The organism is Georgenia alba, from assembly GCF_042665525.1.
Taxonomy (GTDB): domain Bacteria; phylum Actinomycetota; class Actinomycetes; order Actinomycetales; family Actinomycetaceae; genus Allobogoriella; species Allobogoriella alba.
On the sequence record NZ_JBHTCQ010000001.1, the window covers coordinates 1324617 to 1345435 of the forward strand.

The 20819-nt window shown below is 73.6% G+C and carries 18 protein-coding genes; 15 read left to right on the top strand and 3 right to left on the bottom strand.

What is annotated here, in order from left to right:
• Positions 1–195 precede the first annotated feature (195 nt).
• A complete protein-coding gene (locus ACFQQL_RS06185; protein ID WP_382392326.1) occupies positions 196–1443 on the top strand; it encodes a type III PLP-dependent enzyme domain-containing protein in 1248 nt (415 codons plus the stop codon).
• Positions 1444–1579: 136 nt separating this feature from the next.
• Here ACFQQL_RS06185 and ACFQQL_RS06190 read toward each other — a convergent pair whose 3' ends face one another.
• Positions 1580–3538 (bottom strand): heparinase II/III domain-containing protein, encoded by a 1959-nt coding sequence (locus ACFQQL_RS06190; protein WP_382392327.1) that lies wholly within the window; start codon positions 3536–3538, stop codon positions 1580–1582.
• Positions 3539–3720: 182 nt separating this feature from the next.
• Between ACFQQL_RS06190 and ACFQQL_RS06195 the strand changes: the two genes are divergently transcribed.
• From ACFQQL_RS06195 to ACFQQL_RS06225, 7 genes are all read left to right on the top strand, one after another.
• Entirely contained in the window at positions 3721–4737 is a 1017-nt protein-coding gene (locus ACFQQL_RS06195; RefSeq protein ID WP_382392329.1) for a hydroxyacid dehydrogenase, read from the top strand.
• Complete coding sequence (locus ACFQQL_RS06200; RefSeq protein WP_382392331.1) at positions 4734–6635, top strand: DUF2264 domain-containing protein; 1902 nt, start codon at positions 4734–4736, stop codon at positions 6633–6635. The genes ACFQQL_RS06195 and ACFQQL_RS06200 overlap by 4 nt, the downstream gene beginning before the upstream one ends.
• 146 nt (positions 6636–6781) lie before the next feature.
• Positions 6782–7321, top strand: a complete 540-nt coding sequence (locus ACFQQL_RS06205) for a UGSC family (seleno)protein (protein WP_382392333.1) — start codon at positions 6782–6784, stop codon at positions 7319–7321.
• A gap of 1 nt (position 7322) precedes the next feature.
• Positions 7323–8477: a hypothetical protein gene (locus tag ACFQQL_RS06210; RefSeq protein WP_382392335.1), complete on the top strand. Its 1155-nt coding sequence runs from the start codon at positions 7323–7325 to the stop codon at positions 8475–8477.
• A gap of 59 nt (positions 8478–8536) precedes the next feature.
• Positions 8537–9232 carry an MSMEG_4193 family putative phosphomutase gene (locus ACFQQL_RS06215; RefSeq protein WP_382392337.1) on the top strand — a complete coding sequence of 232 codons (696 nt, stop codon included), beginning with the start codon at positions 8537–8539 and terminating at the stop codon, positions 9230–9232.
• A gap of 38 nt (positions 9233–9270) precedes the next feature.
• Positions 9271–9840: a DUF3090 domain-containing protein gene (locus ACFQQL_RS06220; protein WP_382392339.1), complete on the top strand. Its 570-nt coding sequence runs from the start codon at positions 9271–9273 to the stop codon at positions 9838–9840.
• On the top strand, positions 9837–10607 hold the full coding sequence (locus ACFQQL_RS06225) for an SCO1664 family protein (protein WP_382392341.1): 771 nt from the start codon (positions 9837–9839) through the stop codon (positions 10605–10607). The genes ACFQQL_RS06220 and ACFQQL_RS06225 overlap by 4 nt, the downstream gene beginning before the upstream one ends.
• 17 nt (positions 10608–10624) lie before the next feature.
• Here the strand turns inward: ACFQQL_RS06225 and ACFQQL_RS06230 are convergent, their stop codons facing one another.
• Positions 10625–12667 (bottom strand): hypothetical protein, encoded by a 2043-nt coding sequence (locus tag ACFQQL_RS06230; protein ID WP_382392343.1) that lies wholly within the window; start codon positions 12665–12667, stop codon positions 10625–10627.
• Positions 12660–14045 (bottom strand): MoxR family ATPase, encoded by a 1386-nt coding sequence (locus ACFQQL_RS06235; RefSeq protein WP_382392345.1) that lies wholly within the window; start codon positions 14043–14045, stop codon positions 12660–12662. The genes ACFQQL_RS06230 and ACFQQL_RS06235 overlap by 8 nt, the downstream gene beginning before the upstream one ends.
• 148 nt (positions 14046–14193) lie before the next feature.
• On the opposite strand from ACFQQL_RS06235, the gene ACFQQL_RS06240 reads away from it, so the two are divergent.
• The 7 genes from ACFQQL_RS06240 (at position 14194) to ACFQQL_RS06270 (ending at position 20752) form a co-directional block, all read left to right on the top strand.
• Positions 14194–14445 carry a hypothetical protein gene (locus ACFQQL_RS06240; protein WP_382392347.1) on the top strand — a complete coding sequence of 84 codons (252 nt, stop codon included), beginning with the start codon at positions 14194–14196 and terminating at the stop codon, positions 14443–14445.
• A gap of 153 nt (positions 14446–14598) precedes the next feature.
• Positions 14599–15150 (top strand): UGSC family (seleno)protein, encoded by a 552-nt coding sequence (locus ACFQQL_RS06245; protein ID WP_382392349.1) that lies wholly within the window; start codon positions 14599–14601, stop codon positions 15148–15150.
• Between the two features lie 187 nt (positions 15151–15337).
• Positions 15338–16402, top strand: a complete 1065-nt coding sequence (locus tag ACFQQL_RS06250; protein ID WP_382392351.1) for a hypothetical protein — start codon at positions 15338–15340, stop codon at positions 16400–16402.
• A 75-nt stretch (positions 16403–16477) separates the two neighbouring features.
• Positions 16478–17338, top strand: coding sequence for an SDR family NAD(P)-dependent oxidoreductase (locus ACFQQL_RS06255; RefSeq protein WP_382392353.1), 861 nt, complete (start codon positions 16478–16480; stop codon positions 17336–17338).
• 5 nt (positions 17339–17343) lie between these two features.
• Positions 17344–18816 (top strand): 3-oxoacid CoA-transferase, encoded by a 1473-nt coding sequence (locus tag ACFQQL_RS06260; RefSeq protein ID WP_382392355.1) that lies wholly within the window; start codon positions 17344–17346, stop codon positions 18814–18816.
• On the top strand, positions 18813–19691 hold the full coding sequence (locus ACFQQL_RS06265; protein ID WP_382392357.1) for an amidohydrolase family protein: 879 nt from the start codon (positions 18813–18815) through the stop codon (positions 19689–19691). The genes ACFQQL_RS06260 and ACFQQL_RS06265 overlap by 4 nt, the downstream gene beginning before the upstream one ends.
• A 158-nt stretch (positions 19692–19849) precedes the next feature.
• Entirely contained in the window at positions 19850–20752 is a 903-nt protein-coding gene (locus ACFQQL_RS06270; protein ID WP_382392359.1) for an IclR family transcriptional regulator, read from the top strand.
• The last annotated feature ends 67 nt before the right edge of the window (positions 20753–20819 follow it).

Genomic DNA, 20819 nt, shown 5'->3' on the forward strand with positions numbered 1-20819 from the left:
TGTGTGGGTGCCCCGCCCTACAGTCGTTCCTAGCGGTGCCGGCGTGTATCCCCCCTGCAACGCCGGCACCGACGCCACGCCCCGCTCACCCGCACCGGGTGGGCGGGGCGGTTGCGTCTCGTCGCACCGCCGCCACGTCCTTCTGGGCGCGGCGCGATTTGGGTGGCGAGGTGGTCGGCGCGGGAAGATGGCGGCATGAGCCCGACGACCTCCACGACCCCGGTACCGGCCTGGCACGACGCCCTGGGCGAGCATCTGATCACCCCCGACCCGCTGGACAAGAACTACCGGACCGGCAGCGTGGCCGAGCACGTGGGCGACCTGCCGACGCCGTCGTTCACCCTCGACGTGCAGGACGTGCGGGACAACCTCGCCGCCATGCGGGACTGGACCGACGAGCGCGGCCTGCTGCTCGCCCCGCACGGCAAGACCACGATGTCGCCGGGGCTGTGGCACTGGCAGCTCGCCTCCGGCGCCTGGGGGATCACGGTCGCGAACGCCTTCCAGCTGCGGGTGGCGCGGGCCTTCGGGGTGCCACGGGTGCTCGTCGCGAACGAGCTGGTGGACCCTGCCGCGCTGGCGTGGCTCGCGGCCGAGCTGGGCGAGGACTTCGACGTGACGTGCTGGGCCGACTCGACCGCCGCCGTCGAGCGGATGGACGGCGCGCTGCGCGCCGCCGGTGCCGAGCGGCCGGTGGGAGTCTGCGTGGAGGTCGGGGCCGTCGGCGCCCGCACCGGCGCCCGCGCGCCGACGCAGGCGCGGGACGTCGCCCGCGCGGTGCATGAGTCCGAGGTGCTCGAGCTGCGCGGCGTGGCGGGGTACGAGGGCAGCATCCACGCCGCCCGGCCGGAGGACCAGGTCGGCGCCGTGCGCGGCTTCCTCGCCACCATGAGGCAGGTCTTCGTCAATCTCGCCGACCTCTACGAGGTGCCCGCACCGATCCTGACGGCGGGCGGCAGCCAGTACTTCGACCTCGTCGCCGAGGAGCTCGACGGCGTGAGCGCCCAGGTGCCCGGCGCCCAGGTGGTGCTCCGCTCCGGTGCGTACCTCGTCCACGACCACGTCCGCTACGCCGGCGCCACGCCGGCCGCCACCCGCTCCGGCCCGGTCTTCCGCGGCGCGGCGCGGGTGTGGTCGCGGGTGTTGTCCGTGCCGGAGCCCGGCCTCGCGCTGGTCGACGCCGGCAAGCGGGACGTGCCGTACGACGCCGGGTTGCCCACGGTCCTGTCGGTGCGCCGCGGGACCGACCGGGTGGACGCCGCCGCGCGGGTGGTCGACACCAACGACCAGCACGGCTACCTCACGGTGGAGTCCGGCACGCTCGAGGTCGGCGACGTCCTCGAGCTGGGCCTGTCGCACCCGTGCACGATGTTCGACAAGTGGCGCACCGTGGTGCTCGTCGAGGACGAGCGGGTGGTCGGGGCGCTGCGCACGTTCTTCTGAGCGGTCGCTGGCCACCACTCGGCTCGCCTGAAACTTTCGTCTTGGTAACCGGACCATTGTTTCCAGGCGGGGCTGGGCGCGGGTGGATGCGCACCCGCATCCACCCGCGACGAGTCTGAGGTTCCGCCGCGCCCGGTCAGCGCACCTCGACCCGCAGCGCGCAGGAGCCCTGCCCGCCCTCGGGACCGACGTCTGCGTCGAGCGCCAGCCGGGTCAGCCGCGGCCCCCAGGGCTCGACCAGGTACGGGTCGTCCAGGTCCTTGGCCTCCACGGTCGCCTCGAGAGCCGGCTCCCAGGTCAGCACCAGGCGGCCGTCGCCCTCCAGCGGCTCCACCTCCGCACGGCCGGCCCCGGTGAGCCGGACGGTCCCCGCGACCATCCAGTGCAGGCGCGTCGGGCCGTCGTCATCAGGGTCGCCGTCGCCCCCGGCACGCGGCGCCGGAGCCAGGTCCCACGCGTCGGTGACGGTGACGACCTCGCCGTCGAGCACGGCGCGGCGCCGCCACGACCGGACGTCCTCCCGGCCGTACGCGCCGGCGAGGTCGAGCGCCAGGCCCGCACGGCCGTCGGCCGGCTCGTCGTCGACCAGCCCGACGGCGGACGCCGCGTACCGCGCACCGACGCCCTGGCCGCTCCCGCGCACCAGCGGCACGTTGTGCCACCGGCTCTGCATCGGCCACAGCTCGTACCGGTCCGGACCGAACGTCTGGCGCGTGTAGGTCGGCCGCCCCGGGTCCACCAGCACCGGGACGCCGTCCAGCGCGACGGTCACGCTGCCGACGTCGTTGTGGTTGTGGTTCTCGCCGTTGTGACCGCCCTTGACGGCGAGGCTCAGGCGGTGCGCGCCCGTCGCGGCGTGCGTGAGCAGCACCTGCACGGACGGCAGCCACACGGTGCCGGACGGTTCGGCGTGCTCCCCGGCCGCGCCGGCCCAGGCCGGGTCGGCGACGGCACGCAGCAGCCGGCCCAGGCCCCGACCCTCGCCCGCCACCGGCCCGGCCGGGTCCCGGTGGGCGGCCGCGTGCCGGCGGGCGTCCTCGTCCCTGAGCAGGACCGCCCACCGGTGCGGGACATCCCACGGCTGCGCGCGGGTCGGCCGCGGGCTGGAGTCGGCGAACGCCAGGTACCAGCCGCCGCCGAGGTGCATGCGGTGCAGGAACGCCAGCGACTCCCGCAGCGCGGGCACGCCCGCCGCGTCCAGGCGGCCGCCGGTCGCATGCTGCAGGACGTCCAGCATCTCCAGCAGCCGACAGATCCCCTCCCACCAGTACGAGCTGCCCTCGTCCACGGCGCCGTCCGCCGGGAGCGTCGCGACGAAGACGTCGACGTCGGCGACGGTCTGCGCCACCAGGCGGGCCCGCAGCTGCGCCTCGTCCTGCCCGTCCACCAGCACCAGGGCCGCCAGCAGGACGTTCCCGCAGATCCACGGGTTCCAGTTGTTGACCGGCCGCCCGTTCCCCAGCCACCACCAGTCCCGGCGGTCCAGGTACGGGTCGAGGACCCGCCGGCGTGCCTCGTGCCGCACGCGTGCCCGCAGGCCCGGGACGCGCTCGTCCAGCAGCGGACCGAGCAGGTGGTCGACCCAGGCGAGCTGGCCGGCCACCTCGCCGGCACCGAGGTCCAGGTACGGGTCCGTCACGTCCGGCACCAACCAGCCCTTGCGGCCGTGGGCGTCGTCGTGCGCGGACCAGCACCACGTGGACTGCTCGCACAGGGTGACCACGCCGTCGGCGACCTCGTCGAGCCAGGCCTCGTCCGCCGTCGCCGCGGCCGCGACGGCGGCCCGCGCCAGGCGTTGCTGGCGGCCGAAGACCTCACGCTCGTACCGCACCCGGTCACCGGTGCGGACGTAGTCGGCCCAGAGCGTGGCGCGGGGCTGCGGCCACGGGGTCCCGCGGTCCGCCTCGGCGCGGTCCACCACCTGCCGCACCGTGCCGGCGTGGACCAGTCCGCCGTCGAGGTCCCACGCGGCCCGGTCGGTGGCCGGCGGCACCGGCAACGCCCCCGGCGGTGGACGGAGAGACTGCCGCAACGCCTCCGTCGTCGCCTGCTCGCCCCAGGCCTGGGCCAGGGGAGTGGTGCCGCTCGTGCCCATCCCGCCTCCTCGCGGTCCTTCCGGTGCGTCACCCGACCGCCACGATCGGCCGGACGATGATCGATTGTGACCGTAACGTCGGGTCCGACCCCGACGAGGCGGCACGATCATTTCCGGTCAGGTCGGACCCCACCGGGTCAGGTGTGGTCCGGCCGGCGGCGGTCGAGGACGACGAGGGCAGGATGAGCGAGAGAACGGTGAGGCCGACAGCGCTGCTCGTCATGGCCCCATGGACCTTCCAGGCGCAGTTCGGCGAGGAACAGCTCACCCGGCTGCGCGAGGTGGCCGAGGTCGGCGAGCCGGTGCTGCTGACCGAGCTGACGTCGCCCGAGGCACGTAGCCGGCTGGCGGACGCCGACGTCCTGCTCACCTCCTGGGGAGCGCCGACCCTCACCCCGGAGATCCTCGACGCCGCACCCCGGCTGCGTGCGGTGCTGCACTGTGCGGGAAGCGTGCGGGGGATCGTGCCGGACGCCGTCCACGACCGCGGCATCGTGGTGAGCACCGCCGCGGGGGTCAACGCCGTGCCGGTCGCCGAGTACACCCTCGCGATGATCGTGCTGTCGGCGAAGAAGGTGCCGTTCCTCGCCCGCCGCGACCCCCAGCGCAACTGGGTGGAGACACGCGGCCGTCACGACCTGTCCGGCCGCGGGCGCCGCATCGGCATCGTCGGCTTCTCCCGCACCGGCCGTCGGGTCATGGGGCTGCTCGACATCATCGAGACCGGCCAGGTGCTGGTCAGCGACCCGTACGCCGACCCCGCCGAGGTCACCGCGCTCGGCGGACGGCTCACCGACCTGGAGGATCTGCTGCGCACCTCCGACATCGTCAGCCTGCACGCGCCGTCGCTGCCGGAGACCCGGCACCTCATCGGTGCCCGGGAGCTCGCCCTGATGCCCGACGGCGCCACGCTCATCAACACGGCCCGCGGAGCGCTCGTGGACCACGACGCGCTCCTGGACGCCTGCGCCTCCGGCCGGATCGACGCGATCCTCGACGTCACCGAGCCCGAGCCGCTGCCCGCCGACTCCCCGCTGCACCGCCTGGACAACGTGGTCATCACCCCGCACCTGGCCGGGTCGCTCGGCAGCGAGACCCGCCGGATGAGCGACCACGCGCTCGACGAGCTCGACCGCTGGCAGCGCGGGGAGCCCCTGCACGGACTGCTCCGACCCGACGACGCGAAGGTGAGTGCATGAACGCCGTGGCATGGCAGCGGGCCGACTGGCTCGCGTTCGCCGACCGCCTGCTCGAGGCCCTCGTCCCGTACGCCTCTCCCGGCGGTGCGCGGATCCTGCCGCCCGGAATCCCTGGCCCGCACGGCGCGGACGTCGCCGGCCTGGAGGGTTTCGCCCGCTCCTTCCTGCTCGCCGGGTTCCGGCTCGCGGGCGAGCGCGGCGCCGACCCGGCCGACCTGGCCGGCCGGTACGCCCGCGGGCTGGTCACCGGCACCGACCCCGACTCGCCGGAGCGGTGGGTGCGGCTGTCCGAGCACGGGCAGGCGAAGGTCGAGGCCGCCTCGATCGCGCTGATCCTGGACATGACCCGGCCGTGGATCTGGGACGGCCTGGCACCCGGGGAGCAGGAGCGCGTGGTCGACTACCTGGCCGAGGCCGTCGGCGACCGGGGCTACCCGGTCAACAACTGGGTCTGGTTCCGGCTCGTGGTGCAGACGTTCCTGAAGTCCGTGGGCGGGCCCTGGTCCCGGGAGGACATGGAGGCCGACCTCGCCACCCACGAGTCCTTCGTCCGCGAGGGCGGGTGGCTCACGGACGGCGGGCGGCGCAACTACGACCACTACGTCGGCTGGGCGCTGCACCTCTACCCGACGCTGTGGGCGCGCATGTCCGGCGCCGAGGAGCTCGCCGCGCCGCGCGCCGCCACCGACCGCGCCCGGCTGGGGGAGTTCCTCACCAACGCCGTCCACCTGGTCGGCGCCGACGGCGGACCACTCATCCAGGGCCGCAGCCTCGTCTACCGGTTCGCCGCGGCGGCACCGTACTGGGTGGGAGCCCTGGCCGAGGTCGAGACCGTGCCACTCGGGCAGCTGCGGCGGGCGGCGTCGGCCGTCGTCGGCCACTTCGTGGACCGCGGCGCGCCGGACGAGCGCGGGCTGCTGACCCTCGGCTGGTTCGACGAGTGGCGCCAGATGGCCCAGCCGTACTCCGGCGTCGGCTCGCCGTACTGGGCCAGCAAGGGCCTGCTCGGCGTCGCGCTGCCGGCCGACCACCCCGTGTGGACGGCCGAGGACGTGCCGCTGCCGGCCGAGCGCGGGGAGAGCCTGCTCGCGATCACCTCACCCGCCTGGCTCCTCTCCGACCACGGCGGGATCGTGCGGGTGGTCAACCACGGCACCGACAAGGACGTGCCGGGCAGCCGGGCGGCGGACTCCCCGATCTACGCCCGGCTGGGTTACTCGACGTCGACCGCCCCGCTCCTGGACGACGCCTCCTGGACCGACCCGGTGGACGGTTCGGTGGTCCTGCTCGACTCCGCCGGCCGGCGTTCGCACCGTGCCGGGATGACGCCGCTCGAGGTCCGCGTCGAGGCGGACGGGTCGGCCGCGGTGGCCGCCTCGACCTCGCGTGTCCGCTGGGTCACGCCCGAGCCGGGGGCCCGCACCCACGGTCCGGGGCTGCGCGGGGCCGCCGAGGACGCGGGCACGATGACGGTGCTCTCGGTGCTGCGCGGACCGTGGGAGGTCCGGCTCGTCCGGCTGGACGACCTCACCGCCGGCGCCACCGCCTGGGAGGCGGGTGGCTGGCCGCTTGCGGCCGCCGAGCCGCCGGATGCGGAGACGACGGGCGTGCCCGCACCGGCCGCTTTGGTGACTCAGCCCCGGCTGCGCTCCGCCGTCGTCGGGCTGCTCGGCGCCACGACCGCCCGGGTGAGCCGCCATGAGGACGCCTCGCCGCTGGGACCGCACGCCGCGGTTCCCGTGGCCGGCGGAGCCGCGGAGGAAGGGTGGCACGCCGTCGCCGTGGGGTTCGGGGCGGAGGATCTCGACGTGGCCACGTGCCCCGGAGTCCACCTCGCCGAGCCGCACGCCACGGTCACCTGGCCGGACGGCGTCCGCACCACCGTCCGCCTCCCCTGACCCCCGCCGAGCTCCGGCCACGGGGTGGTGCCGCGTTGCGACAGGTCGGGTGATCCTTCCGGTCAGCGAAAACCGGCCTCGGCGGGCCGCTCGGGACGTGCTTACCTGGTCGGCACAGGTCACTGCTGACCACGAGGAGGCGTCTGATGACGGCACGCGAGGCACTGCTCGACCCCACCGGCATGGACGAGCGGGCGGCGGACGGCACGCTCGCTCCGCGCCCGGTCACCCTGCGCGGGCTGCGGGTGGGACTGCTGGACAACACCAAGGCCAACGCGACCACGCTGCTGAAGAACATCGGCGAGGAGATGACGCGCCAGTTCGGCGTCGCCGAGACCCGGCTGTACACGAAGGACTACTTCGGCACCCCGGTCAAGGACGAGCTACTGAAGCAGATCGCCGACGAGTGCGACGTCGTGGTCACCGCGGTCGGGGACTGCGGCTCCTGCTCGGCCGCGACCGTGGCCGACGGCGTCCTCTTCGAACGCGCGGGCGTGCCCACCGTGAGCATCTGCTCGGACTCCTTCATGATGTCCGGCGCGGCCATGGCTCAGGTGCAGGGCTTCCCCGGCTTCGACTTCCTCACCGTGCAGCACCCGGTCGCGAGCCTCGACGCCGACCAGCTCCGCGACCGCGCCCGGGCGGCGATGCCCGACATCGCCCGCATCCTCGGGGTGGAGGACTGAGATGACCGACGTCAGCACCCGCCCCGCCGCCAGCGGCACCGACGCGTCCAGCACCGACGCATCCGCCACCGATGCGCCCACCGTGGACCTGGACGAGGTCCGCCGCGTCCTGGAGCACTACCAGCAGAAGGAGTGGACGGACGGCCTGCCGGTGATGCCGGTGACCGAGTCCTACCTGGCGGAGTTCCTCGCCCGCACCAGCAAGGACCCGGACGAGGTCCTGTTCGCCGTGCCGCACCTCAACCGCGAGCTGACCGTCCGGCTCGCCGCCATCAATGCGGGTCTCGCCGGCTGCCTGCCGGAGTACTTCCCGGTGGTGGTCGCCGCCTGGGAGGCCATCGCGCAGGAGCCGCACCCGCGGCGCGGCATCTGGCAGTCCACCACCGGCACGGCGCCCATGACCGTGGTCAACGGCCCGGTCCGTGAGCGGCTCGGCATCAACTCCCGCGGCAACATCTTCGGCTCCGGATTCCGCGCCAACGCGACCATCGGGCGGGCGATCCGGCTGGCTCTGCTCAACGTCTTCGGCCTGCGGCCGCACCAGCTCGACCAGGCCACGCAGGGCACACCGGGCAAGTACACCCTGTGCATCGGCGAGAACGAGGAGCAGAGCCCGTGGGCGCCGCTGCACACCGAGTACGGCCTGGCGGCCGAGGAGAGCGTGGTCACCGCGTTCGTGATCCGCTCGGTCATGCACATCGAGGCCCGCCACACCCAGGTGCCGGAGCAGCTCGCGCTGGACCTGGCCGACTCGATCCGGCGGACCGGGTCGCTCATCCACGAGTACACCAACGCCCTGCTCGTCCTGACCCCCGAGCACGCCCGGGTCTTCGCCGACGCCGGATGGAGCAAGGACGACGTGCGCCGCCATGTCTACGAGCAGGTGCTGCGGCCCCGCGCCGACCTGGCGGCCGCGGGCAAGGACGCCCTGTCCCACCACAGCCGGTGGCGGTTGCCTGCCGACCACCCGGACGCCGAGCCGGACACCGCCAGCCAGGGCGAGGACCCGGACACGGTGCGGCTCATGACCGGGCCGGGCTCGGTGCAGGTCATGGTGGCCGGTGCGGACAACGCGGGGGTCTCCGCCGTCGTGGAGATCTTCGGCCTCGCCCCCCGGGACCGGCCCTCCTCCTTCAGCACCGTCCAGGAACGCTGACAGGCCACTGACGGAACCGCCGTCCGGCCGACGGCGCCGCTGCCCGTAGGCTCGGGGCCATGGCCACCGTCATCCTCGCCCGGCACGGCCGCAGCACCGCGAACGCCGACGGCGTGCTCGCCGGCCGCAGCGACGTCGGGCTGGACGAGGCGGGCCGCGAGCAGGCCGGCCGCATGGCCGAGCGGCTCCGCGAGGTGCCGCTGGCCGCCGTCGTCTCCAGCCCGCTGGAGCGTTGCCGGCAGACCGCGGCCGCCGTCCTGCAGCGGCAGCCCGGGTCGCCCCCGGCGCCCGTCGAGGTGGACCTCACCGAGCAGGACTACGGCACCTGGCAGGGGCGACCGCTCGCCGAGCTCGCCAAGGAGGACCTGTGGGCGCGGGTCCAGCGCGAGCCGTCGCAGGTGACGTTCCCCGACGGCGAGTCCTTCCCCGCCATGCAGGCCCGCACGGTCGCCGCGATCCGGCGGCACGACGCGGCCGTCGAGGCCGAGCACGGCGAGCGCGCCACCTGGCTGGCAGTCACCCACGGCGACGTCATCAAGGCGATCCTGGCGGACGCGTTCGGCATGCCCCTGGACGCGCTGCAGCGGATCCACGTGGGGCCCGGCTCGCTGTCGATCGTGCGGTACACGGCCGACCGGCCCGAGGTGGTCGCGACCAACACCGAGGCCGGGGACCTGTCCTGGCTGCGCCCGGAGGAGCAACCTGTGGAGGCGCAGGTCGGCGGGGGAGCCGGCCACGAGCCGCCGACCTCCTGACGGCGACGACGCCGCCGCGACTCTCCTACGATGGAGGCGTGCCACAGGTTCTCCATGCATTCGACTGGCCGGACCGGTTCGTCGTGGGCACGGTGGGTGAGCCGGGCTCGCGCACCTTCTTCCTCCAGGCCCGCACCAGGGACGAGCTGGTCAGCGTGGCCCTCGAGAAGGAGCAGTCCGCAGCCCTCGCCGCGGGCATCGACCAGATCCTCGACGAGCTCATGACCCGCGACGGCAACAGGTACAGCGTCCCGGCCGAGGCCCCCGAGGCGCTCGCCGACACCGCGCCGCTGGACGAGCCGGTGCAGGAGCAGTTCCGGGTCGGCACGCTGAGCCTCGGCTGGGACCCCTCGAGCGCGCAGATCGTCGTCGAGGCCGGATCGCTCGACGGCGACGGCGACGGCGGGGGCGCCGAGCTCGGCGACGTCGACCCGGAGACCGTGGAACCCGAGGAGGTCTTCGTGGTCCGTGTCCCGGTGGGCGCGGCCCGCGCGTTCGCCCGGCGCACCCACCAGGTGGTCGCGGCGGGCCGTCCGCTGTGCCCGCTGTGCGGCACGCCGATGGACCCCGGAAACCACGTCTGCCCACGGCCCGAAGACCTCACGTGAACGCCACTCGGGAGGATCTCCCGAGCGGTGAGCTGAGCCTCGAGGGGCTGATCACCACCGCATCGAACGCCACCTTCGCCGCCCGGATCGGCGAGGTGCGGGTCGTCTACAAGCCGGTCGCGGGGGAGCGGCCGCTGTGGGACTTCCCCGACGGCACGCTCGCGATGCGCGAGGTCGCCGCCTACGCCGTCTCGGAGGCGTTCGGCTGGGACCTGGTACCGCCCACGTGGCTGCGGGACGGTCCGCTGGGCTCGGGCATGGTGCAGCTGTGGCGCGATCCGGACCGCGCGCACCCGGCCGTCGCCGTGGTCCCGGCCGGCGAGGTGCCCGACGGGTGGCGCCACGTCCTGGACGGGCTCGACGCGGACGAGAACGTGGTGTCGGTGGTGCACGAGGACTCACCCGTGCTGCGGCGGATGGCCGTGCTCGACGTCGTGACGAACAACGCCGACCGCAAGGGCGGGCACGTGCTGGAGATGCCCGACGGGCACCGCCACGGCATCGACCACGGCCTGACCTTCCACACCGAGCACAAGCTGCGCACCGTCCTGTGGGGATGGGCCGGCCAGGAGCTGTGCCCCGAGGAGCTCGACGGCGTCGAACGGGTCCGCTCGGCACTCGAGGGAGACCTCGGCGAGGCCCTCGCGGAGCTGCTCGACGACGACGAGATCATCGAGCTGGGCGTGCGGTGCGAACGGCTGCTCGAGGCACGGCGGTTCCCCGCCCCACGCGGCGAGATGCCCGCGATCCCCTGGCCGCCGTTCTGACGGCCCGACGGCGGACCTCAGCCGACCCAGAAACCCCGCCCGCCGAACGGGCCGGGCTCGTCCTCGCCGAAGAGCCGCGGACCGCGCGCCCCGAGGTAGGAGCCCACGACGGCGACGCCGAGGTCCTCCAGCTCCGGCGCCACCACGGTGCCCTCCACCCGCCGCGCCATCGAGTCGACGAATCGGGCCAGCCCGGGGTCCTCGCCGAGCCGGAAGAACGTCGTGCGGGCCCCGAGGCGCATCGAGACGTCGAGCTCGCGGACCGTGCGGGCGAGCGTCAGCGCGTCCGGCGGGTAGTCGAACCAGACCTCGCCGTCGGCCTCCAGGTGCGCCGTCGGCTCGCCGTCCGTGACCACCAGCAGCACCGGCTGGGCGCGCGGGTTGCGGCGGAAGTGCCGGTTGGCCAGCGCCAGCGCGTGGTGCAGGTTCGTGCCCTTCTCGTAGCCGACGTCGAGGCCCACCAGCTGCTCGATGTCCATCACCTCGGCGTACCGGCCGAACCCGACGAGCTGCAGATCGTCCCCGCGGAAGCGGCTGGTCACCAGCGTGTGCAGCGCCAGCGCGGTCCGCTTCATCGGCACCCAGCGGCCCTCGAGCGCCATCGAGAACGAGGTGTCGACGAGCAGGGCCACGCACGCCTGGGTACGGGCCTCGGTCTCCTGGACCTCGACGTCGCCCATCTCGATCCGCACGCCGTGCGCCGTCTGGCCGCCGGACGCGGCGGTGCGGACCACGGCGTTGGTGACCGTTCTGGTGACGTCCCACGGCTCGGTGTCGCCGAAGGCCCATTCCCGGCTGGCGCCGGAGGCCTCGCCCGCCGAGCCTGCCCGCCGCACATCCCAGGCGCCGGGGCGGCCGGACATGCGCTCGGCGACGTCGCGCAGCAGCGTCCGGCCGAGCCGCCGCATCGCCTTCGGGGTGAGTCTCAGCTGCCCGTCGGCCGAGCGCCGTAGCACCCCGGAGTCGCGCAGCGCCTGCTCGAGCCGCTGCAGTGTGCGCACGTCGAGAGCGGCATCCTGGCCGAGCTGGCGTGCCAGCATGTCCAGGTCGAGGTCGTCCAGCTGCGAGCCGGCGTAGGACTGCGCGAGCTGGTCGGCGAGCCGGTCGAGGTCGGCGAGGTCCTGGAAGACACCCGTGCCGTCGCCCAGGCCCAGCCCCTGGTCGCCGTCGAGGCGGCTCGAGCCCGTCCAGTCCTCGCCCGGGCGCAGGGCACGCAGCTCGGCGTCGAGGCGGCCGAGGGAAGCCATGAGATCCGGTGAGCCGAACGCCTGCTGGGCGAGCGCGTCGAGCTCGTCACGCTGCTCCTGCGTCATCGAGTTGCGCATGCGCTGGGCCGCGGCGGCGCGCTGCGCGAGGGAGTCGATGAGCTCCTCGACGTCCGTCGGGTCGTCGGGGAAGAACCGGCCGTGCTCGGCCATGAACTGCTCGAACCGTTCCCGGGTGTCTTCGCCACGCCGATGGGCCGCGAGGAGCTCGGCGAGGTCGTCGACCATCGTCCGCATGGCGGCGCGGTCGGCATCGGTGGCGTTCTGCAGGGCCTCCTTGATCCCGGCGAACCGCTGGTCGAGGACCTCGCGGCCGAGCAGGTCCTTGATGGCCTCGAAGTCCCGGCGGGCCTGGCTGCTGTGCCACCGGTAGTCGCTCAGCTCGCTGACCGCGGCCGCGACGGACGGCGGGAGGCTCTCGAGCTGCATCTCGGACAGGGCGCGCTCGGCGTCGTCGAGATCGACGTCCCGGGCGAGCTGCTTGCGCTCCTCGAGCACGGCGCGGTCCAGCAGCTCCTTCGCCTGCCTGAGGGTGCCGTCGAGGTTGTGCCGGCTGGTCAGCTCGCGGCGCCGCTCGGCCACCCGGCGGGCCAGGTCGTCCAGCCCGGTCCGGTCCACTCCGCCGCGGCGCAGGAACTCGCGCATGGCGCGCTCCGGGGAGGCGCCGGCCATGACGTCCTCGCCGATGGCGTCCAGGGCCTCGGAGATGTCGACCGGCGGGGCGAGCGGGTCCGGCCCGCCGGTGTAGCTCCGGTAGCGGGCGCTGCGGGTGAGTCGCCGGTTGGTCCTAGCCATAGACCGTCTCGCCCCCGACGCTCTCCTTGCCGACCCGACGGGTGAGGTAGAGGCCCTCGAGGGCCAGCTCGATCGCGCCGGCCCGCTGGCCGTCGTTGGTGGCGTGCAGCCTGGCCGCGATGTCGTCGTAGAGCTCGGACTCGCCGAGGACCGGCAGCGCGGCGAGGAACTCGCGGGCGCCGACCTGCTCGCCCGTGGTGACGACGGCACCGTGCTCGAGCGCGTCGACCAGCAGGGCGAGGTCGATGCCGCGCAGGTGGGTGCCGATCGTCTCGGCGACGGCGGTGCGGAGGAGGTGGTCCAGGATCGCGTCCTCGCGACCCTCCTCACCGGACTCGAACTCGATCTTCCCGGCGAGCACGTCGAGGGCGGCCTCGAGGTCCACCGGCCGGGCCACGGCCTCGTTCTCGCCCTGGCGGGTCGCGCGGTGCAGGGCGGCCGCCGCGACCGTCTCGGCCCCGGCGATGGCGAAGCGCGCGCTGACGCCGCTGCGCTGGTCGACGGCGCTCGAGGAGCGCAGGCCGCGGGTGAAGCGGGCGAGGATCTCCAGGAGGTGGTCGGGCACGTCGGCGACCAGGTGCGCCTCCTGCCGGACGACGGCGACCTCGTCCTCGAGCTCGGTGGGGTAGTGGGTCCGGATCTCGGCGCCGAACCGGTCCTTCAGCGGGGTGATGATGCGGCCGCGGTTGGTGTAGTCCTCCGGGTTGGCGGTGGCCAGGACGAGCACGTCGAGGGGGAGGCCCAGCACGTAGCCGCGGACCTGGATGTCCCGCTCCTCCATGACGTTGAGCATCGCCACCTGGATCCGCTCCGCGAGGTCGGGCAGCTCGTTGACGGCGACGATGCCCCGGTGGCTGCGGGGGATGAGCCCGTAGTGGATGGTCTCCGGGTCACCGAGGCTGCGGCCCTCGGCCACCTTCATCGGGTCGACGTCACCGATGAGGTCCGCGACCGCGGTGTCCGGGGTGGCGAGCTTCTCGGTGTAGCGCTCCTCGCGGCTGCGCCACCGGATCGGCAGGTCGTCGCCCAGCTCGGCGGCGCGCCGCCGGCTGGCCGGGGTGATCGGCTCGTAGGGGTGCTCACCGAGCTCGGAGCCGTCGATGACCGGCGAGAACTCGTCGAGCAGCCCGACGACGGTGCGCAGCAGCCGGGTCTTGCCCTGGCCCCGCTCGCCGAGGAGCACCACGTCGTGCCCCGCCAGGAGCGCGCGTTCGAGCTGGGGGAGGACGGTGTCGGAGAAGCCGTGCAGCCCCGGCCACGGGTCCCGGCCGTCCCGCAGGGCGGCCAGCAGGTTGTCGCGGATCTCGTCTCGGACCGACCGCTGGACGTGCCCCGAGCTGCGGAGCTCGCCCACGGTCGCCGCCGTAGGAGGAGTCACCGCAACGACTCTACGCCTGCCCGCTGCGCCGTCGTGGGGTGGAGGAGACCTGCCGAACCGGTCTTCCGGCCTGCGAAAGGGTCCGTGCCCGGGCCGGGCCCGCCGTGGTTGCCTGGTGACCTCACCACCCGCATCCCAGGAGACCGCCATGCCCGAGCCGAATGACGCCGCGGCCGTCGACGACGCCCTGCAGAAGTTCCGCGACATGCTCGCGAAGGACGGCTACGAGCTGACCTGGTCACCGAGCAGTCAGGACAAGGTCGTGGTGACCATCGCCGCGGGGCCGGAGGCGTGCGAGGACTGCCTGGTCCCGCAGCCCGTCATGGAGGCCATCATGTCCGAGGCGCTGGCTCCGACGCCGTACGGCCTGGAGCGGGTCGTGCTCCCCGCCGAGCACTGATTCGGGCACGAACCGGCACAGAACCCGGCACAGAACCCGGCGCGTTTCCGTCCCACGGAAGCGGATCGCCGGACTGTTCCGTGTCACGGAAGCGCTGACGCAGGCCGCGCTGGGCCGCCTCCATAGTGGTCGTACGACCTGGAGGGGGTAGTCATGACCGGTGGGATCATCGACCCGACCCGGCGCAGCACCGTCACGGCCACGCGCAGCGACGCGCCGCGGCCGGAGAGCCTGGCGGGGCTGCGCGTCGGCCTGCTGGAGAACGGCAAGCGCAACGCGGCCCAGATCCTCGACGCGGTCGGGCGCGTGCTCGCCGAGCGACACGGCACCGGCCCGATGGTGCCGAAGCTCAAGCGCCAGTTCGCCATGCCGCTGCCGGAGGAGCTGGTCGAGGAGCTCGTGCAGGAGTGCGACGTCGTCGTCATCGGCGTCGGCGACTGCGGCTCGTGCAGCGCCTCGGCCGTGGCCGACGGCATCCGGCTCGAGCAGGCCGGCGTGCCCGCCGCGGTCGTGTGCACGGACGCCTTCGAGGCCACCTCCCGGGCGATGGCAGAGCTCAAGGGCGACGAGCGGTACCCGTTCATCCTCACCGAGCACCCGGTCGCCAACCTCACGCACGAGCGGATCGAGGACCGCGCCGGGCAGCTCGCCGAGCGGGTCGCCGAGCGGCTGCTCGTGCGCCGGCCCGCCAGCGAGGTCGCGTGAGCGCGAGGAGCCCCCGCGGAGGGACGCCGAGGTACGAGGTGTGCCGGGAGCCGAAGACCCGTACCGCAGGGCTCACGCGAAAGGAGCACAGCGTGAGCGCGAGGAGCCCCCGCGGAGGGACGCCGAGGTACGAGGTGTGCCGGGAGCCGAAGACCGTACCGCAGGGCTCACGCGAAAGGAGCACAGCGTGAGCGCGAGCGCGGGTCAGACCTCCGAGCTCGACCCGGTGGCCGCGGCCCGGGTGACGGAGTACCTCTTCGAGCAGGGCTGGTCCGACGGGCTCCCGCTCGTCCCCGCGACCGAGGAGTCCGTCCGGGAGTTCCTGCGGCACACGGACCGCGACGAGGACGAGATCGTCGCCCGGCTGCCGCAGCTCGGCCGCGAGGCCACCGTCCGCGACGTCGCCACGCACGCCGTGATGGCGGGCTGCCGCCCCGAGTATCTGCCGGTGGTGCTCGCCGTGTGGGACGCCCTCTCGGCCGAGCGGTCGGCCCTCGGCGGTGGCTGGCAGTCGACCTCGGGGCCCGCGCCGCTCGTCGTCGTCAACGGGCCGCTGCGGCACGAGCTCGGGATCAACTCCACCGGTGGCGTCCTCGGGCCGGGGTTCCGTCCCAACGCGACGATCCCGCGCGCCGTCGGGCTCACGGTGCGGAACAGCTTCGGCGTCGTGCCGCACGCGCTGGAGCAGGCGACGCAGGGCCTGCCCGGCCGGTGGACGATGCTCATCGGTGAGGACGAGGAGTCCAGCCCGTGGGAGCCGCTGTCCGTCGAGGGCGGTCTCGCCGAGGGGCAGGGCGCGGTCAGCGCGATGCTCGTACGGACCTGCGAGTTCGTCGACAACCGCCACTTCCACGACCCGGAGGAGGTGCTGCGCGACTTCGCCGACACCATCGCCCGTTCCGGTTCGTGGATCTTCCGGTACTCCGCCGTCGCCATCGTGATGAACCCCGACCACGCACGGGTCTTCGCCGAGGCCGGGATGTCCAAGCAGGACGTGCGCAGCTGGCTCGTGGCGCACTGCGGTCGCACCGAGCGGCACCTGGCCTCGGTCGCCAAGGGGCTCAGCCATCTGCCCGACGGGCCCTTCGACCCAGACCACGTCCACCCCGTGTTCGCCGACGACACCCCGGCCAGCCTGCCGATCGTCGTCGCCGGCTCCCGCAACGCGGCGATGTCGATGGTGGTCCGGGTCTTCTCCACGTGGTCCGGCAAGGCGTTCCCGGTCCGCCCCGCCCCGGCGGGCGGTGGCTGAGCACAGACGCCACACCACCGCCCCGGGACGACGCACCCACCCACCAGGTCGGCAACGATGCCGAGAGGAGCACAGATGACCGAGGAGACGTGGCCCGTGCCCGTCGAGGACCCGCTGGCGACGGCGGGTCCGCCGTGGCTGGAGGGCAAGGTCGCCGTCGTCGCCGGCGGCGGCCAGTCCGGGGCCCTGCCCAACGTCGGGTTCGCGATGGCGTGGCTGTACGCCCGCAGCGGCGCGGCCGTCGCGATCCTGGACCGTGACCGCTCGGCCGGGCAGCGCACGGTGGACGCCATCGAGGGTGACGGCGGGACGGCAGCGTCGTTCGACGTCGACATCACCGACGACGCTTCCGTCGCGGACGCGATCGAGCAGGTCATGGGCCGGTTCGGCCGGATCGACGTCGCCGCCACCTCGATCGGCGGCGGGGGAGCGATGTCGATCTTCGACGCCACGCCGGAGCAGTTCGACGCCACCATGGACCTCAACTGCAAGTCCGCGTGGCTGCTCATGCGGCATGTGGCGCCGCACATGCCGCGCGGCGGGTCCATCGTGACCGTCTCCTCCGGTGCCGCCGAGGGACGCGGCCCGGCCCTGCCGTACTCCATCGCCAAGACCGCGCTGGAGAAGCTCAGCGTCGGCGCGGCCGCCAGCCTCGCGCCGCAGGGCATCCGGGTGAACTGCGTGCGGGTCGGCATGATCTGGGGCGCGTTCGCCTCGCGCGGCATGGACGAGGAGATGCGGGAGCTGCGGCGGCAGAACGTGGCCCTGCAGACCGAGGGCAACCCGTGGGACATCGCCTCGGCCGCGTTCTTCCTCTCCACCGACCAGGCGCGGTGGGTCTCCGGCCAGGTCCTCGCGGTCGACGGCGGCGGGTTCGCCTTCCGCGGCAACTCCGGCGCGGCCGGCCCGAAGACGGTCCGCAACGCGAAGGGGTGAGACCCGTGACGCTGCACGACGCACCGGCACGGCCGGTCACGGACAAGGTCTACGAGTCACCGGCCGCCGCCGTCGCGGACATCCCCGACGGCGCTTCGGTGGCCATCGCCGGCTTCGGCCTCTCCCACCGGTTCCCCTCCAGCCTCATCGAGGCCCTCCGGGACCAGGGGGCGCGGGGCCTGACGGTCTACTGCAACGGCCTGGGCTCGCAGGGCGCGCCCACGGCCCAGCTGCTGGCCGAGAACGAGCAGATCTCCCGCCTCGTGGCGGCCTTCTCCTCCCGCCCGGGGCCGCCCACGCTTGCCGAGGAGCAGATCGTGGCCGGAAAGCTCGAGTTCGAGGTGGTCCCGCAGGGGATCCTCGTGGAGCGGATGCGGGCCGGCGGTGCCGGGCTCGCCGCCTTCTACACCACGGTGGGCGTCGGCACCGCGGTCGCCGAGGGCAAGGAGGTCCGCGAGTTCGACGGCGTCCCGCACCTGCTGGAGCGCGCCATCACCTGCGACTACGCGATCCTGCGCGGCTACCGGGCGGACCGGTACGGCAACGTCCAGTTCCGTGGCGGCTCACGCAACTTCAACGACGCCTTCGCCAAGGCCGCCCGGACCGCGATCATCGAGGTGGAGGAGATCCTCGACGTCGGTGAGCTCGCGCCGCAGGACGTCGACCTGCCCGGTGTCTTCGTCTCCCGGGTGGTGCGGACCACCACCCGGGTGGACGTCTCGCAGCTGCCGCAGCGGTCCAACCGGGCGGCCGACTCCCGCCGCGAGTACCACGGCAAGCCGGCGCTCTCCCGCCAGGAGATCGGCCGCCGGGCCGCCGCGCTGATGCCGGACGGCGCCGTGGTGAACCTCGGGGCGGGCCTGCCGAACCAGGCGGTGAACTTCCTGGAGGGACGGCCGGTCACGCTGCACGCCGAGAACGGCATCCTCGGCTACGGCCGGTTCGTCGGGATCGACGAGGCGGACCCGGACTTCCACGACGCGGGCGGGAACTTCATCGGGGTCTTGCCGGGGGCCAGCTTCTTCGACTCGGTGACCTCGTTCGAGATCGCCCGCGGGAAGCGGCTCGACGCCGTCGTGCTCGGCGCCTACCAGGTGGGCGGCAACGGCGACCTGGCCAACTGGGCGCACCCCGGGCGGCCGGGTGGCGGAATCGGCGGGGCGATGGACCTCGCGGTCGGGGGGCGGTCCGTCGTCGTGACGATGGAGCACGTGGACTCCAAGGGGCGGCCGAAGCTCGTGGAGCGGTGTGACTACCCGATCACCGCGGCCGGGTGCACCGACGTCGTGGTCACCGACCTGGCGCTGCTGCGGCGCCGGGGCGAGTCGCACGGGGGCGGCGGGCGCGAGGGCCGGGAGCGCGGCGGGTTCGTGCTGGAGGAGGTCGCCGCCGGCTTCACGGTGGAGGAGGTGCTGGACCTGACCGGCATGCCGGTCGAGGTCGCCGAGCACGTCCGGGTGATGCAGGAGCAGTGGTGACGGTGACCGCCCTCCCCGACAGCGTCGTCGCGATCGACGTCCACACCCACGTCCTGGCCTCGGTGAGCGAGGCGGCCGGCGAGGAGGCCACCGCGCACGCGAAGGCGATGGCCGACTACTTCAAGACGGACATGGTCCGTCCCACCGTGCACGACCTCGCCGCCACGTACCGCAAGCTCGACATGATGTGCGTGGCGTTCACGGTCGACACCAGCTGGGCAACGGGCGAGCCGCCCACGGTGAGCAACGACGAGCTGGTGGACCTGGCCGCCGAGCATCCGGACGTGATCATCCCGTTCGGCACGGTCGACCCGCACGGGGGGCGACGAGCCGCCCGCGAGGTACGCCGGCTGGCGGAGCGGGGCGTGCACGGGTTCAAGTTCCACCCCTCCAGCCAGGCGTTCTACCCGGACGACCGGGACGTCTACCCGATCTACGAGGCCATCGAGGAGACGGAGACGATCGCGCTGTTCCACAGCGGCCACACCGGTGCGGGGGCCGGCCGCCCGGGCGGCGGGGGCATCCGGCTGAAGTACGCCAACCCCATGCACGTGGACGACGTCGCGGTCGACTTCCCGGAGCTCCGCGTGATCTTGGCTCATCCTTCCTTCCCCTGGCAGGACGAGGCGCTCTCCGTGGCACTGCACAAGCCGCACGTGCACATCGACCTCTCCGGCTGGTCGCCGAAGTACTTCCCGCCCACCCTGGTGCAGTACGCCCGGACGCTGCTGAAGCACAAGGTGCTGTTCGGGACGGACTACCCAGTGCTGACGCCGGAGCGCTGGATCTCCGACTTCGAGCGGCACGGCTTCGACGAGGAGACCACGCGCCTGCTCATGCGTGACAACGCCGCCCGCCTCCTCCGCCTCACCTGAGCGCGAGCCGTCGATCCTGTACGCCAGGGCATGCCTTTCCGTGCAGTCGAAGACGTCGCACCGCCGCGGTCCGGCAGGGCTATCCTGCCGGGAAAGGTCGCGACGGCTCCGGGCCGTCGCCTCGAGGTTCGACGATGAACTGAGGGATGCCAGGAACGATGGACGCAGACCAGGTGGACAACGGCCGTGAGCCCGCGGGCCGGACGAACGACGGCGGCACGCATCGCGCGCACGACGACGGCGAGCAGCAGGGCGCGACGGCCGGCTGCAAGCGCACCGCGGCCGCCCGGGTCCTGGCGCTGCTGGGCGCCTTCTCCCGTGGCGGTGGCTCGCTGACGCTGTCGGAGATCAGCCGCTACGCGGACCTGACCCTCACGACGACGCACCGGCTCGCCAAGGAGGTCCTCGAGTGGGGCGGGCTCGAGCTGGACGAGACCGGGCACTACCGGCTCAGCCGGAAGATCCTGGACCTGGCGTCCGCCTCGACGCAGGCGCTGCAGCTGCGCGAGACCGCCCTGCCCCACCTGGTGGACCTGCACCGCCGCACCGGTCTGACGGTGCATCTGTCGGTGCCGGACGGCATGAACGTCATGTACCTCGAGGCGCTGCGTGCCCACCCGAACTACTCGGGCGAGAATCGCATCGGCGGCCGGCTGCCCATGCACGTCACCGCCACCGGTCTCGTCCTGCTGGCGTTCTCGGACGAGGCGTACCTGCGCGAGTACGTGCGTACCCCGCTCAAGCGGTACACCGAGTACACGATCACCGATGAGGCGAGGCTGCGGAACACCCTGCGCGCGATCCGGAAGAACGGGTTCGCCATCGCCGACCGGTTCATGGCGATGCAGGCCGGATCGGTGGCGGCACCGGTGCGGGGCGTCGACGGGACGGTGGAGACCGCCGTCGGCATGGTCTACACGACCGACGACTACGACCCGCGGCAGCTGGTGGACCAGGTCCGTCTGACCGCCAACCGGATCTCCAACGCCCTCCGCGCGAAGGACACGGCCCTCGACCCGCGCACGATCGACTTCAACCGTCGCCAGGCCGGTCTCGTCTGACGACCCGGCCGAACGGGCTGACCCGGCCGAACCGGCCACCCACCTGACCGTGCGCCGGGAGACTGCC